General features: G+C 43.2%; 12 protein-coding genes. 8 read left to right on the top strand and 4 right to left on the bottom strand.

The features are described 5' to 3' along the window. The first annotated feature begins 370 nt into the window (after nucleotides 1–370). A complete protein-coding gene (locus ACFS5N_RS10200; RefSeq protein ID WP_377184962.1) occupies nucleotides 371–2,581 on the top strand; it encodes a transglycosylase domain-containing protein in 2,211 nt (736 codons plus the stop codon). Between the two features lie 67 nt (nucleotides 2,582–2,648). Further along, complete coding sequence (locus ACFS5N_RS10195) at nucleotides 2,649–3,278, top strand: NAD(P)H-dependent oxidoreductase (RefSeq protein WP_377184960.1); 630 nt, start codon at nucleotides 2,649–2,651, stop codon at nucleotides 3,276–3,278. A gap of 140 nt (nucleotides 3,279–3,418) precedes the next feature. Here the strand turns inward: ACFS5N_RS10195 and ACFS5N_RS10190 are convergent, their stop codons facing one another. Beyond that, nucleotides 3,419–4,129 carry a LytR/AlgR family response regulator transcription factor gene (locus ACFS5N_RS10190; protein ID WP_377184958.1) on the bottom strand — a complete coding sequence of 237 codons (711 nt, stop codon included), beginning with the start codon at nucleotides 4,127–4,129 and terminating at the stop codon, nucleotides 3,419–3,421. Between the two features lie 119 nt (nucleotides 4,130–4,248). Between ACFS5N_RS10190 and ACFS5N_RS10185 the strand changes: the two genes are divergently transcribed. The 3 genes from ACFS5N_RS10185 (at nucleotide 4,249) to ACFS5N_RS10175 (ending at nucleotide 9,272) form a co-directional block, all read left to right on the top strand. Then, the gene (locus ACFS5N_RS10185; RefSeq protein ID WP_377184956.1) at nucleotides 4,249–5,361 is read left to right on the top strand and encodes a sensor histidine kinase; all 1,113 of its coding nucleotides are present in this window, start codon (nucleotides 4,249–4,251) and stop codon (nucleotides 5,359–5,361) included. Nucleotides 5,362–5,480: 119 nt separating this feature from the next. Further along, nucleotides 5,481–6,308, top strand: a complete 828-nt coding sequence (locus ACFS5N_RS10180) for a hypothetical protein (RefSeq protein ID WP_377184954.1) — start codon at nucleotides 5,481–5,483, stop codon at nucleotides 6,306–6,308. 27 nt (nucleotides 6,309–6,335) lie between these two features. Then, the gene (locus ACFS5N_RS10175; RefSeq protein WP_377184952.1) at nucleotides 6,336–9,272 is read left to right on the top strand and encodes a TonB-dependent receptor; all 2,937 of its coding nucleotides are present in this window, start codon (nucleotides 6,336–6,338) and stop codon (nucleotides 9,270–9,272) included. 50 nt (nucleotides 9,273–9,322) lie between these two features. Here the strand turns inward: ACFS5N_RS10175 and ACFS5N_RS10170 are convergent, their stop codons facing one another. The 3 genes from ACFS5N_RS10170 to ACFS5N_RS10160 form a co-directional block, all read right to left on the bottom strand. Next, the gene (locus ACFS5N_RS10170; RefSeq protein WP_377184950.1) at nucleotides 9,323–11,050 is read right to left on the bottom strand and encodes a sensor histidine kinase; all 1,728 of its coding nucleotides are present in this window, start codon (nucleotides 11,048–11,050) and stop codon (nucleotides 9,323–9,325) included. Between the two features lie 86 nt (nucleotides 11,051–11,136). Beyond that, on the bottom strand, nucleotides 11,137–11,790 hold the full coding sequence (locus ACFS5N_RS10165) for a YceH family protein (protein ID WP_377184948.1): 654 nt from the start codon (nucleotides 11,788–11,790) through the stop codon (nucleotides 11,137–11,139). Nucleotides 11,791–11,820: 30 nt separating this feature from the next. Continuing rightward, the gene (locus tag ACFS5N_RS10160; RefSeq protein WP_377184946.1) at nucleotides 11,821–12,273 is read right to left on the bottom strand and encodes a 3-oxoacyl-ACP synthase; all 453 of its coding nucleotides are present in this window, start codon (nucleotides 12,271–12,273) and stop codon (nucleotides 11,821–11,823) included. Nucleotides 12,274–12,568: 295 nt separating this feature from the next. Between ACFS5N_RS10160 and ACFS5N_RS10155 the strand changes: the two genes are divergently transcribed. The 3 genes from ACFS5N_RS10155 to ACFS5N_RS10145 are packed head-to-tail and all read left to right on the top strand — an operon-like array spanning nucleotide 12,569 to nucleotide 15,570. Beyond that, a complete protein-coding gene (locus tag ACFS5N_RS10155) occupies nucleotides 12,569–12,787 on the top strand; it encodes a FeoA family protein (RefSeq protein WP_377184944.1) in 219 nt (72 codons plus the stop codon). After that, nucleotides 12,788–14,902 carry a ferrous iron transport protein B gene (gene feoB, locus ACFS5N_RS10150; RefSeq protein ID WP_377184942.1) on the top strand — a complete coding sequence of 705 codons (2,115 nt, stop codon included), beginning with the start codon at nucleotides 12,788–12,790 and terminating at the stop codon, nucleotides 14,900–14,902. 56 nt (nucleotides 14,903–14,958) lie between these two features. After that, the gene (locus ACFS5N_RS10145) at nucleotides 14,959–15,570 is read left to right on the top strand and encodes a SprT-like domain-containing protein (protein WP_377184940.1); all 612 of its coding nucleotides are present in this window, start codon (nucleotides 14,959–14,961) and stop codon (nucleotides 15,568–15,570) included. Nucleotides 15,571–15,958: the final 388 nt, after the last annotated feature.

Genomic DNA, 15,958 nt, shown 5'->3' with positions numbered 1-15,958 from the left:
CCGGCGCGTTTATTTTTACGATTTATTTTTATCACAAATGAACCCTTTATTAGTTACCACTACCGCTATATTTCTGGCTGCCGCGATGTCTGTATAGGCGCAGCAAGCCAAATCTGATACCACGAAACCCAAAAAGCATACACATGATGAACGGCGACGACGTGATGGCTCGGCGCCTTTGAGCTTACAGGTTTATCTGCGCATTAGCGCGTCGATGTTAAAGATGGATGGTATGATGAAAATGTAAGGCGATATTGGACAGCCCTTATCATCAAAATAAAAGGCGGCGCATCTGCGTTAAATAAACATTTTAGCACTCCTGACGTTTGTAACCTTACAAATTAGTTTAGTTTTGGATAAAAATTTGTTGATGCGCCGCCTTAATCCTAAATATATCCGCATAGCGGTAATAGTTGCTGTTTCTTTAATAGTTGTGTTGCTTATTAGCGGATACATTGCGTTTTCAAAGCGCGAAGCCATTTTACAACATGAAATTGTCAAGGCTAAAGCGCTGGCTAAAAAGAAGTATAACCTTGACCTGCAAATTGGCTCGGCGCATTTTACCGGCTTAACCACGGTTACTTGTACTGATATCGTTATCGTTCCTGAAAACAGGGATAGTTTATTAAACATTAAACATTTTGACGTAAGTATTAAACTGTTTCCCTTGTTGTTCGGCAACGTCAAACTGGCTAATGTCGACCTGCTGAACGGGCACCTGAACCTGACTGATATTAAGGGTGTCAAAAACTTTGATTTTTTGTTTAAAAAGAAGGCAGACACCACACAAACCCATACTAAAGTCGATCTGAGCGAACTGTCGAATAACCTGATCAGGCAGGTTTTATATAAAATACCAGATAACCTGCTGGTCAATAATTTTCTGATATCATTTAAGAACGATAGCACTCAATTAAAGCTATTAACCCAAACCGCCCGTATAGATGGCGGCCGGCTGACATCTACCATAAAACTAAATGATACCGTGGCAACCTGGCATCTCTCAGGCACCATGCACCCAAGCGAAAAACAAATCGATATTAAGTTGTATGCAGATAATGGTAAGGTCGAGGTTCCGTTTATCAGCAAACGTTTTAATGCAAAGGTCAATTTCGATAATATTACTATTAAGCTTAACAATGTTAAGCATAGCAGCGGCGAAACCCGGATTGAAACCTACTGCAGCGCACACAACCTATTAATTAACCAGCCGGGGCTTGCTGCTAATGATATTGTGATACCCGATGGGTCGGTAGAAGCCAACTTTTATGTGGGGCCAAATTATATATCGCTGGATAGCTCTTCGGTTATTCACCTTAAAAAGCTGAGTGCACATCCGTTCATTAAATACACGCTTAACCCCACCAAGATCTATGAACTTAAAGTATCTACAGGTTGGCAAAATGCACAAGATCTGTTTGATTCATTTCCTAACGGGATGTTTGAGTCATTGTCGGGCATTAAAGTGGCCGGGAAGCTTAATTATTCGGCTAACTTTTTCCTGAATAAAAGCCAGCCCGACAGCTTGCAGGTTGATTCAAGAATGGACAAAAGCGCTGATTTTAAGATTATTGCCTACGGCAAAACCGATCTGAGCAAACTTAACCGCCCTTTTCTTTATACCCCGTACGAAAAAGACAAACCCATGCCTTCGCATATGATCGGGCCTTCAAACCCCGACTATACTCCGCTTGAAGACATATCGCCCTATCTACGCAACGCGGTGATGACGGCCGAAGACCCTACCTTTTATAAAAATCACGGTTTCGTGGAAAAGGCCATTCGCCAGTCTATCATAACCGATATCAAAAAGCACCAGTTTAAGCGTGGCGGTAGTACCATTTCTATGCAATTGGTCAAAAACTCGTTCCTTACACGTAAAAAGACCCTGAGCCGTAAAATCGAGGAAATATTAATTGTTTGGCTGATTGAGAACAACAATATCATGACCAAAGATCGCATGTTGGAGGTTTATTTTAACATTATAGAATGGGGCCCGGGTATTTATGGTATTGCGGAGGCGGCTCGTTATTATTTTGGCAAAACGCCCGCTGAGCTTAATCTGGGGGAAAGTATTTATTTGGCCAGCATTGTGCCGCACCCCAAAACCGGGTTATATGCTTTCCTGCCTGATGGCAGCTTGCGCCCGGGACTGGAAAACTATTTTAACTCACTTGGCCGAATGATGATGGGTAAAGGATTTGTGCAGGCTGACAGCAGCTCATACGGATTCTATACCGTTAGGTTAAAAGAAAGCCTGCGCCGCCGCGTTGCTCCGGTTGATTCGGCAGCAGCCAGTCGTATTTTAAACTCCCCGGTTGATGATGAAATCGACTCTGCAATCCCGGTTATTGACGAACCCGTTGTCGAGAAAAAACCGAATTTCTTTCAGCGTTTATTTGGTAAAAAAGATACTACGGCTCAAAAAACCGACCAGATGCTTAAGGACGAGCAGGAGCAGCGCATTAATGCTATTGACCCAACAGGCAAGACCGGTAAAGAGATACGCCAGGAGAAACGCGCTATAAAAGACGATATCAAAGCCAAGCGTAAAGCGCTAAAAGAACAGGGGAAATTGTAATTACCCTGTGATGACATATATAAATGTTTAAACATCTAATTTTGTCTTGAAATTAGATGTTCAAGTCATGTCATTACTAGATAAATTAAACTGGCGCTACGCCACCAAAAAATTCGACGAAACCAAAAAGGTTAGTCAGGAACAGTTAAACAGCTTACTACACGCCGTACAATTATCGCCTTCATCAGCCGGGTTACAGGCTTATCGCATAATCGTAGTTAGCGATCCTGAAATTAAAGCGCGGCTGCGTGAGGCCTCTTATGGCCAACAGCAATTAACTACATCTTCGCATGTATTGGTATTTGCAGCCGAGACCGGCCTGGACGGCGAGTATGTAAAAAATTATATTGACCGTATTGCCCAGGTTCGTGGCGTAGACCGCTCAACCCTCGAACTTTTTGAAAACAATATAAAAAACAGCGTAAACAGCCGTACTGAAGAAGACAAAATCAACTGGAATAAAAAACAAGCTTACATTGCCTTAGGTGTTTTGATAAGCGCCGCTGCTGATTTGGGTATTGATGCCACTGGTATGGAAGGCTTTGATGCTGCTAAGTACGATGAAATTTTAGGGTTGAAAGAAAAGGGATTAACTACCGCTGTAATTGCGCCAATTGGTTTCCGCGCAGAGGACGATCATTTTAGCAAGGCGGCAAAAGTACGCAGACCTTTAGATGAATTGATTATCCAGATGTAATCTTCTAGGGATGTGATCCCGTTTTCATGTAAAATAGGTTTAGGTTTGATTAAACGGTGCAGCTGAAAGGTTGCATCGTTTTTTTGTTTGCCAAATTTTGTCACCGCGAGCGTGGCAATCGCAAGCACAACGGTATGAGATTAATCTAATCGTCCCGTCATTCTGTCAATCACATCCTTGTAACTATCACTAAACGGCACTTCAACATCAGCCACTTTTACACGGCCTTTTCGAATAGAATGCACATGATCCAGGTTTACGATGTACGATTTGTGAATTCTGAAAAAATCGTCAACCGGCAACTGGCTCTCTAATGATTTGATAGTTACACGCGATATAATAGGCCTGAGCGCGTTGCTCAGATAAATCTTTACGTAATCTTTCAAGCCCTCAATGTACATAATATCCTCGTGGTTAACTTTAATCAGGTTATAGTCAGCATACAGGAAAATGTATTTACGACGCTTGTCTGCGTCAGGGCTTGCAACGCGTTTGCTTTGCTCATAAATGGCTTTAGCCTTATTACACGCTTTCAGGAAACGCTCAACGGCCACGGGTTTGAGCAAATAATCAATTACGTCCAATTCAAACCCATCCAATGCAAATTGGTCGTACGCTGTTACAAAAATAATGAGCGGTTTATTGGCCAGACTTTTTACAAACTGCAGGCCGTTAACACCTGGCATCTGGATGTCGCAAAATACCAGGTCAATGGTTTGCTGCTGCAGGGCCTCCATAGCCGGTATAGCCGATTGATAACTGCCTACCAGATCCAGCCCCTCAACCATCCGGATATTATCTTCCAGCAACTCAAGCGCCAGCGGTTCGTCGTCAATTATGATGCAGTTCATACATTGGTTTATACAATAATAGCTATTAATTGTCACAAACAATTCGCTATTCGTCGCAACAATATGGTGTTTTGTCTCATAGATGTTACATTTTGGTGTTTTCTGATTTTATTTGTGTCATGAAAAAACTGATCAGTAGCCGGTTGTTTTTGATAGCAATGCCTTTTGTAGTATGGCTGTTGCTGCTGGTGCTACCCTTCATCTTAGGAATTGACAGCAGCAACAACCCACCGAGTGCAGAACACGCCCGTATTATTACGAATGTGATGATTAGCTACACCCTGTTGCTTTGCCTGTTTTACATTCACACATACATTGTTTACCCAATTTGGGATAAAAATATAGCCCTTTATGTAACGGTGCTATTGTTTTTGCTGGTGGGTTATTGGTTTTGCTGGCATATGCTGCATATTGACGGCCCGCACCCTGGCCGATTTGCGCGTCGTATGCCAATGGGTGACACCCTAAATAACCGCGAGTTCGGTCCCCCATTCCGTCCGTGGCACCCACGCCGTAATTTCCGCAATCCGTTTAGCCTGACGCCCATATTATCATCACTAGTAGCAATACTTTGTAGTTTTTGTTACCGCGTCATATTAGACAACCGTGCCAGGCAACAAATGGACAAAGAGCGCGAAAATATCGGCCTGCAATCTGAACTAACATTTTTACGCTCGCAGATTAGTCCGCATTTTATGTTCAATGTACTGAATAATTTAGTGTCGCTGGCCCGCAAAAAGTCTGATCAACTGGAACCCTCGCTTATCAGTCTGTCGCAACTAATGCGCTATATGCTCTACGAGAGCGACGACAATCGCGTATTGCTGAGCAAAGAAGTTGAGTACCTGAAAAGTTATATCAACCTGCAAATGCTGCGATACGGCAATAACGTCAAAGTAAACCTGGAAACCCATGGCGCGCTGGATCTGCTTACGATTGAGCCCATGTTATTAATCCCGTTTGTTGAAAACGCGTTTAAGCATGGTATCGGCATGATCGACAATCCGGTTATTAATATTTTTGTTTCGGTGGATGAAGCCAAAAGTGAACTAAATTTCAGAGTTGGCAATAGTATTAGTCCGCAGGACGTTTCTAAGGACAACAATTCGGGTATAGGCATTGCCAATGTCCGGCGGCGGCTGGCAATTTTATACCCGGACAAGCACGAGCTTCGCATTACTGATGCAGATAATAACTTTACAGTTAACCTTTACATTGCACTAACCCGGTAACTTTGTAAACAGCCCAATTTCAAAGTTAGCTGGTCGCACTAATCCGTAAATTTGTCGCTACAATCATTGCGGTGGTATACTTTATTTTTATCATTGATGATCAATTACTAACCTTGTTCATGCCTTATCAAAATCTGGCTGCATTTTATTTGTTTTTTGGAATGAAAAAGCTTTCCCTTTTAACTGTTTTATTCATGCTGGCCCGCACTTGTATTTTTGCACAGGCATTTGACCCCAAAAAACTCGAATCGGTACAGAAGGAAAGTGTATTTGCGCCTTCGCCAGTTAAGATTGACGGTAAGCTTAATGAGTGGAACAATAATTTTAAAGCTTATAACCGCAACACGCGCCTGCTCTACATTTTATCGAATGATGAAAAAAACATGTACCTGGTGGTTAAGTCGACCGATTTTACGACCAAGGCAAAGATTATAGCCGGCGGAGTTGATTTAATAGTAAATACTGAAGGTAAGAAAAAAGATAAAGATGCGCCAAGTGTAACTTTTCCGGTTATTGAACATCCGGAGCGCCTGGGTGGCAATATCAGTGAGCGTTTTGAGAACCGGAATGCCGGCGTAGATACGGAATTGATGAACCAACTGCACCAGCGGACCATCATTGCTGCCAAACAGATCAGGGTACTGAATATAAAGCCGATTACCGACACACTGATATCAATTTATAATACAGACGGTATTAAAACCGCCTTGAATTTTGATACCGACGGCGGACTGACACTTGAGATGTCTATACCCCTAAAGTACTTTAATCTTACGCCAGAAAGCACTAAAGAAATGGCTTACCATATTGTACTGAACGGCTTTCAGCCTGAATGGGGTGGCGGCCCGTCAGGCCCGGGCGGTAATGGCGGACCAAACACATTGAACATGTTTGATTTAATGACACCGAGCGATTTTTGGGGCAAATATTCTCTGGCAAAAAAATAAACACCCCACCTTAATCATAGTAAAAACATGAAGAGATTATTGCTTGTATCATTCATCATTTTATCGGCAGCTCAGGTATGGGCGCAAAGGGGTAATTTTGGGGAGGGCGGAGAAGACCAGGGAGGAAACCGCGTTCGTGGCAACCGCGGTAATCAACCCAACACTACTGTGGCGCCGCCGCTGGCCAGACGCGAGGTGAGCGGTATCATTAAAGATGAAACCGGCCAAACCGTTATAGGCGCTACGGTAACCCTTAAGTCAAAGTCAGATACCATCAACGTTATAACCAATAACGATGGCATATTTGTAATGCATAATGTTAAACAAAACGTGTTTAATATTACAGTTACCAGCATAGGCTACAAAAACTTTGTTTCTAAATATGCTTTCAGTGATGCAAAAAAAAACCTGGTACTTGACCCAATTACGCTAAAAACCTCAAACAACGTTTTAAACACCGTAAATATTAACGGAACCCCTAGCGTAACTTATAAAGAAGATACCGTGGAGTACCGCGCCAGCGATTATAAGGTACGCGCAAATGCGACACTTGATGAGCTGTTAAAGAAAATGGAAGGCATGGAAGTTGGCACAGACGGCACCTTAACGCATCAGGGTCAGCAAGTAACCAAAGCTAAGTTAAACGGTAAAGAATACGCCGGCGGCGATGTAGCACAGGCTATCCAAAATTTACCTGCAGATATTATCGAAAAAGTACAGATTGTTGACGACTACGGCGACCAGGCCGCTCGTACCGGTATTAAAGACGGAGACCCGCAAAAGATATTGAACGTAACAACCAAGGCCGACCGCTCAGTAGGTACAACGGGCCGTGCAATAGGGCAATATGGAAGCGCCGGGCGGTATAATGGTCAGCTATTTGTTCAGCGCCTTAATGCTAACGAACAGTTGGGCCTTATTGGCAACCTGCGTAATACTGTATTAGGTGTGCAATCAACCGGCGTGCAGGGCGGCGCAAATAATGACGGCAGTGGCGGCAGCGCCGTTGGCCGTGGTGGTGGCGGTGGAAATGCTCCAAGCGGTGGTACCACACGCTCTGGCTCACCATCATTTAACTATCGCGACCAGTGGAGCAAAAAAATTCAGGTAGTGGGCAGTTATGCCTATAACTTCAGAGACAACAATGCTTTTAATGAAAGCTATGGCCGCAGCTATGTTACAAACGGCCCGTTCAAAAGAAACAGCACCTCTGAAAACGACAGCAAATCGCATAACCTGCGTTTTGAGATGGATATTAATTTAGATAGCGCCAATTATTTACAGATCACTCCAAATTATAGTTACAGCAGTTCAACGTCCACGAACTCATCATTTCAGGATGCATCCAATTATTATTTACCTACAAAACCTGGAGACACCAGCGTTTTTGAACACCGGGTTGATAATGGCACCAATTCTTCGCTTAACTCAAGCACTAATTATGGCATCACCGCGTTTTACCTGCATTTGTTTAAAAAACCTAAGCGTAACTTTTCGTTACAGTTGGCTTATAATTACTCCCAATCAAAAGCAGACGGCCAACAAAACACCTCTTACAAATATTACGCCGACACAACGCTTAATATCCCGTTGCCGCTAAAAGACTCAATTGCACACAACGTTACTAACAGGGTTAATGAAACAAAGAGTCTCCAGGCTATCATGACTTATGTTGAACCACTAAGCACCAAGTCATTACTGGAGTTTAGTACTAACTGGAGCCGTCGTGAAAACACAGCTAATTCTATGGTTTCTGTTTATGATAAAGATAATAATTTAATACCCGCGCCAAACCTAAGCAGTGTTTATGATTATACGGTAACGGATGCCCGTGCAACGGTCGACTACCGGTTTGTTGATAAAAAACTTAATGTTTCGGTCGGCGCGTCGGCTGTGCCTTTTTATCTGGAGGGCACAAAGCTAAATGCAGCGCTGGGTACAAATGCCTCGTCTTCTATCAGCAACTTCAGGGTCATTCCTGCGTTTCGTTTTGCTTATTCATGGTCGCGGACAGAAAGGTTTACCTTAACTTATAGCGGCAGCAATCAAGAGCCAAGCTTTACCGAAATACAACCGTTTACAGATATATCTAACCCGGGCCATATTATTGTAGGTAATCCTGATCTGAAGCCGTCGTTCACAAATTCATTGAATGCGCAATACAACAATTACTTTGCTAACTCAAAGTTCAATCTGTCGTTTGGTGTAGTTGCAAGTGCGGTTGATAACGCCATTGTTGAAAATAACAGCAACCCGCTGGTTGGTGTACGCAAGGTAAATGAGACGCAATATTTAAATGTTGACGGAACAAAGTCTGTTGTCGGCCGGTATTCAATCTCCAAGCAGTCAGAAAACCGGGCAGTGAACCTGGCATTAAACGGAAACATCTCTTATTCTTACGCTCCGGTGATGCTTGAGAGCGTCCTTTATCATCAGACAACCTGGAGATTTGATGAACGTTTTGGCCCCCGCATAACCCCTTCTGATGATTTTGAGATTAATCCATTTGTTGGATATGACATAGCACGATACTTTACTTCTTTGCCGCAAACATCAGCTAATGCAAACCTAAATAACCCACAAGTTACTACAACCTCATTAGGGTTACAGGGCCGTATGTATTTCTTTAAAACCTGGCAAATTAATTATGATGCCACCAAAAGGTATATCACCGGCATTAACAGCGGCAATACAACTCCGTTGGTAATAAATGCCGGCTTTGAAAAGGAGTTCCTGGAAAAACGCAATCTGGTATTTACTTTCAACGTATACGATTTGCTGCACCAAAACAACTACCAGCAAAAAATTGTAAACGCGCAGGGCGAAACCAATACCATATCAAACACTCTGAGCCGCTACTTTATGGTTGGATTGCGATTGAACCTGCAAAAATGGAGCGGAACGCCGCAGCGTAATGGCCGGGCTATGCAGCGCCGCGGCGACGGTAGCTTTATTTACAACTAAACTTGTTGGTTAGCGTGTTAAATACCAGGAAGATTGCCGAATGACAGATATTATGATTCCGGATCAAGCGGCAAAGTGAAATAAAAACTACTTCCCTGGCCCTGGTTGCTTTCAACCCAAATGGTGCCGCCGTTTTTTTCTATAAAATCTTTGCAAAGCAATAACCCCAAACCGGTGCCTTGCTCATTGGTTGTGCCCCGGGTAGTAAAATTATAGTTGCCAAAAAGTTTTTCAAGATTTTCCGCGGCTATACCTACCCCGGTATCCGAGATCCAGACGGTCGCCATATTTTTCTTAATGCAGGCATCGACGGTTATTTTATCGCCGGCGCGGCAAAATTTAATGGCATTTGATATCAGGTTACGCAAAACGCCCTGCACCATATCCATATCGGCATAAACCATTACCGGTACGTGGATATTGCTGTTTAGACTGACGCCTTTATCGTTAGCTGTTTGGCTAAAGTTGTTAATGAGATAAGTTACATTATCTTTAATATCAAAGTGTACGGCATTAATAACAGTACCCTCTAACTGGCTTTTAGACCATTGCAACAAATTTTCTACCAGGCCTGATGTATAACCTATGTTTTTAGTGAGCGTAGGTAAATAGCTTTTAAACTCTTCGTCAGTCACCATACCACCGCTGGCCATGCTTAAAATATCCATCAGGCTAAGCAATGGCGATCGTAAATCGTGCGAGATAATCGAAAACAAGCGGTCTTTGAGCTTATTAAGCTCCTCCAGCTTTTTTTCATTTTGCTTGCGTTCGGTAATATCACGAAACACCATTATTTTACCACTATAAATGGTTTGACGCTCAAAAAGCGAAGTTAGCGTGACGGAAAAAATGCGCCCATCATTCAATGTAATCTCAATGCGGCTGTTTTCCTGGTTGTGAACCGTGTTGTTTAATTCAATTAACTCCGGAAAAAGAAGCGCTGTTGTTGCACCGATAACATTGCCATTATAGGGTAATATCTTACGCATTTGCGGATTAAGGTCTACCACGCGGCTTTGCGCATCGAGTACTAAAACGCCTTCTTGTAAAGCATCTACAATTTTGCCCCGCGCTATAGGCACAACGTCAAATAATTTAAATCCTAAAAGCCCTACCGCTATAATTAAAGAAGAGGCAATAAAGGCAAACGGTGTCAGGTCAAGATGCCCAAACGGCCTCAGATTAAGCAAATACGTGACATTGACCAACCAGGGAATAAAAGCTCCGAATAAAATAATCCGGTTTTGCTTTTTGATAAACTCATCTGCCTTACGAAAACGATCAATGATCATATACATGCCCCAGCCCAGCATGGAATAAAAATAAACCGTATGTATTTTGTACCAGATGCCCGGAGTAAAAGCCAGCAGCGGGAAGGGTCCGGAAATGTCTGCCCGGGCTGTAGCATAATGTAAGTGGTGCCAGTTGTTGGTCCAAACCAATAAAAGCGTGACTACCGGCTCAATTAATAACAAGAAATAAATGCGCGGCGTGAGCCATTGCTCGCGCCCGGTGAAATTGATTACAAAGATAATCCATAAAGTAGGAGCTCCGGCTACGCCCAGATATTCAAAATCGGTCCAGAATAACATTTGGCTAATGGTATCTGACGACAGTTCGAAACCGTACGTAACGGCCCATATACCAATGCTAAGCATTACGTATCCAAAACACCTTACCGCTTTACTTATTCGCCTTAAAATTGCCAATGACATACCTATCGTGACAAATCCGCTTAGAATAAGGGTAATCGCAAATAAATTATCAGGAAAATGCATTGTTCAGGCCTTAGATTATACGTATTTAACCTACACTATAACCCCACAACTTTTGCGAATATAAACAAGGTGGCAGGGTGTTTTGTTTATCCGTTCAGCTCCTTCATCAACTTGTCAAAAGCTTCTCTTAGTTCGGCAAGTTCTTGCTCCACTCTCGCCAGGCGTGTTTCTAAGCCGCTGCCCGGGCGGGGTGTTGATTGGTCATCATCGTCGTCCGCGCTTATTTCGGGCTCGCCTGCTAAAAGATGTGCATAACGGGCTTCTTTTTGTCCCGGTCTCTTCGGTAATTGCAGCACAAATGGCGTTTCTTCTGTGGCAAGCTTCTCCAGCATTTCCTGCACCTCTTCAATAGACTCAAACTCATATAATCTGCCTGCATTTGTGTTGATTTCACCGGGCGTTTGAGCTCCGCGTAGCATTAACAAACACATTATGGCCAGTTCAGCCGGAATAAGTGGGTAAACAATAGCAAAGTTGTGTTTGTATTTGATAGCGCGGCTTGAACCGCCGGTAGCAGTTGATACCAACCCGCGCCGCTTTAATGTGTTAAGGGCCTCTATCACCGTTTCGTCATCATAATTAACTACTGGTTTACGCGAGGTTTTTTGGTTGCAAGCCAGTGTTATAGCATTCACGGTCATGGGGTAATAGTCGGGCGTAGCGCGGCTTTTTTCTATAAGCGATCCAAGTACGCGCAATTCAACAGCATCAAGTATGGGCAGAGCTTCAGGCATATTCATTTCAGGTTTTAATTGATTAGATTGGTGAACTTATAAAATACTTTCAATTTTATAAACTTTCCCGTTCAAATTAAATTCACCCCCCGCTTTTAATCCCTTCATTTTAACGCCTATTGGCGACGCCGATGAAATAGCCATATATGTTTCGCCTTCGGCGGATATAGCCCCTGCGCTTATAGACACATAAAACTTAGCCGCATTAGTAATAACCACACTACCTGTTTCAACACTATCATTTTTTAAGGCCGGGTTAATATGGCTCAGGGCCACTTTTAATTTATTGGCCTCATTGAGCTGGGCCATATTCCGGTCCGTTTCCTGTTGCGCCATTTCACGCCCGGTTTCATATTTATCGCCGGCGCTGCTTTTTGTATCATCCTGCGATGCCTGCTGCGCGGCCTCTATGCCTTGCTGTGCAGCATCCATTCGTTGTTGCACATAGTTAAGGCATTGCTGATATAGTTGTTTTTTAAGCTGATTCACTGGGTATTATGGTTAAAAAAACAAGGCAAAACAAAAGCCCCCGCACACTCGCTGCTTGGGGGCTTTCAACCTAAACCTTATCACATTGTAAGCGTGAGCTTACAGATAATACACAAAGAACGTTATTTTTTGGCAAAAGGATGTATATACATGCAATTTTTTTTCATACCTGTGTAATAATTACAATAAGCACACGCTAAAAAACCGCATTTAAATCATATTAAAGAAAATAAAATCAGCTTATTTGGATTTATTATAAATAGCAATTACCTTTGAGGTGTTAATAAATTTAAAGATGAAGCTTTCACAACTTCAAGTAGGTCAAAAAGGTATAGTAAAAGAATTTACTGATTTAGAAATGTCAGTAAAGTTGATGGAAATGGGCTGTTTGCCTGGCGAAGAGATCAGGGTTGACCGTATCGCTCCGCTTGGCGACCCGATAGCTATCAACGTATCGGGATACCAGTTAAGCCTGCGTAAACGCGAAGCCTCTACGATCATTTTGTATAAATAATTGAAAGCCGATATAAGAGTTGCACTTGTTGGGAATCCAAACACCGGTAAATCAACGCTCTTTAACGTTTTAACCGGGTTAAACCAAAAGATAGGGAATTTTCCCGGGGTTACGGTTGATAAAAAGGTAGGCTACGCCAAACTTCCTGATGGCCGTACGGCCGAAATTGTCGACTTACCCGGCACCTACAGCTTATATCCAAAAAGCCAGGACGAATCCATAGTTTTCTCTGTATTGGCCGATAAAGCCAATGGTTTGAACCCAGACCTGGTTGTTGTCATTCTTGACGCATCAAGCCTTAAAAGAAATTTACTGCTCTATACTCAAGTTGCCGATCTGAAGATACCCGTAATAGCGGCTCTGAACATGATGGATCTGGCCAAAAAAACCGGCATTGAAATTAATGTCGACCTGCTGGCCAAAAATTTGGGCGTACCTGTGGTGCCTATTGCAGCACGAAAACAAATAGGTATTGACGATTTAAAACAGGTTATTGCTAATGCCAACAAAGTGGCTATGCAGGCTGATAGCATTGAGGTCAGATCCATTGCCCCGCAATTAATTGAAAGCATCAGTAAGGAGCTGCAAATTAATAATCCTTACTATGCGCTGCAGCTGGCCCATCAGCACGAAACCCTTAAATTTTTGTCGCCAGCGCAGTCAGACCGTATTGAAGCACTTGAAAAAGAACACAATTTCCATTCACAAAAGGCGCAAGGCAGTGAGACCATTGCCCGTTATAGTTATATCAACGAGCTGCTGTACGACACAGTAAAAATCCCGGCAACGGCCCAGGATGAAACCCTGAGCAACAAGATTGATAAGATATTAACCCACAAGGTTTTTGGCTTTATCATTTTCTTTGCCATCCTTATCTTTATGTTCCAGGCGATATTCTCCTGGGCCTCGTATCCAATGAGTCTTATCGAGGATTCCTTCGTCTGGATACAAAACCAACTGCACCAGATTTTACCCGCCGGCCCGGCAACTAGTCTGCTGGTTGATGGGGTGATTGCCGGTTTAAGCGGTGTGATGGTGTTTATTCCGCAGATAGCCATTCTGTTTGCTTTTATCTCGATTTTAGAAGATACCGGCTATATGTCCCGCGTTACGTTTATGATGGATAAGCTGATGCGCAAGGTGGGGCTAAACGGTAAATCAGTAGTGCCGTTAATTGGCGGCTTTGCCTGTGCCGTGCCATCCATCATGAGCACGCGTACCATCGAAAATTGGAAGGACCGCATGATCACCATCATGGTGACACCTTTGGTAACGTGCTCGGCACGCCTGCCCGTTTATACGTTATTGATTGCCCTTGTAGTACCTAATAAAAATGTCTGGTGGGTATTTAACCTGCAGGGTCTGGCTTTAACCGGGATGTATATATTCAGCCTGGTTTCGGCAGTACTGGTGGCCTGGGTATTTAAGTTTATATTGAAGGCGAGGGAGCGCGGCTACTTCATTATGGAGCTGCCGGTTTACCGAATGCCGCGCTGGAAGAATGTTGCCTTTTCGATGTATGAGCGTTCAAAATCATTTGTGCTGCAGGCAGGCAAAGTGATTATTGCAGTTTCTATCGTACTGTGGGTGCTGGCGTCTTACGCACCGGGCGATAGGTTTGCCCGCATTGATGCTAAATACAAAAATCCGCAAATTACTAAAGGCATAGCGCAGGACCAGATTGACCGCGATATAGCAACAGAAAAACTTGAAAGCTCTTATGCCGGCGTATTGGGTCATACCATTGAGCCGGTTATCCGCCCCTTGGGTTTCGACTGGAAGATCGGTATAGCTTTGATCACCTCATTTGCGGCCCGCGAGGTTTTTGTGGGCACAATGGCCACCATTTACAGCGTAAACGGCGATGCAGACAACATCCAATCTGTTCAGGAAAAAATGCACCAGGCAAAAAACACGCAAACAGGCCAACCAGTATTTACCTTGGCTGTAGCTTTTTCGCTGATGATGTTCTACGCCTTTGCCATGCAGTGCGCCAGCACTGTGGCCGTGGTGTATCGCGAAACTAAAAACTGGCGCTGGCCGGCTATTCAGTTTGCTTACATGACCGTGTTAGCTTATACAGTTAGTTTTATTACTTATCATTTATTGAAGTAAAAGCTTTAGTGTTTCTGCTTTACGCTTAAAGAACTATCTTTGAATAGAGGTAAGAATTGGATAAAGTAAAAGTATTAGAAAAGTATCTTCCGCCTGAGGCCGCGCCGCTTATTGGCCGTTGGATAGATTACTTTAAGTGTGAGTTCAAGATCTCGCGTAATCGCGGCACTAAATTTGGCGACTATAGGGCCCCATATCAGGGCAAGGGCCACCGCATCTCTGTTAATTTTGATTTAAACCCTTATGCTTTCCTGGTAACTACCGTGCATGAGTTTGCGCACCTGCACACCTGGAATGAGCATAAACATAAGGTAAAACCCCATGGGGCCGAATGGAAGAACAACTTCAAAAAGATGATGCAGCCCTTCTTTGAGAAAGAGGTGTTCCCTCCTGATGTAAAGCATGCCATTATAAGCTATTTGAACAATCCGGCTGCTTCAAGCTGCTCTGATTTGACGTTGTACCGCTCGCTGCGCAAATACGACGCACCAAAAGAAGACGTTCACACCGTTGAAAAACTGCCCATGCATGCCCTTTTTAAACTCAAAGACGGTCGCATCTTCCGGCTTGAGGAAAAACTGCGTAAGCGCTATAAATGTACCGAGCTGGCCACCCGTCGGGTTTATTTGTTTAGCCCGGTTGCCGAGGTAGAGGTTATTAAAGACTAGCATCAAAGTGTTTCAGAAAAATATGAAACACTTTGAAACACCTTTTTGTCATAATCTGCTAATAATCAACCGAATAACAAAATCGGGTGAAACACTTTGAAACAGTAGTAAAGGTTGAGGAAAACGCTGTAACTGGCTGTTATGATGTTAATTAAGTGTTTTTTGCCGAATTTTGAAAAAGTGAGTGAAACACCTTGTGATGAAACACCTTTTTAAAGCTGATTCAGGATAAGTCAACCGATAAAATGACATTTTCACAGTTTGGCTGATATGCTGCCGGCGAAATTTTGACAGCGCATGCTGAAATTTTTTCAGTTTTTCGGCATTGGCACACCACTTGATTATTTGCTGTTGAACGCGCGTTCTTTTATTTAATTAATAGCATTTG

The sequence above is a fragment of the Mucilaginibacter ximonensis genome (genome assembly GCF_042686265.1).
Classification (GTDB): domain Bacteria; phylum Bacteroidota; class Bacteroidia; order Sphingobacteriales; family Sphingobacteriaceae; genus Mucilaginibacter; species Mucilaginibacter ximonensis.
Note: the sequence above shows the minus strand (reverse complement) of the source record. Positions and strands in the feature narration are given on the sequence as shown.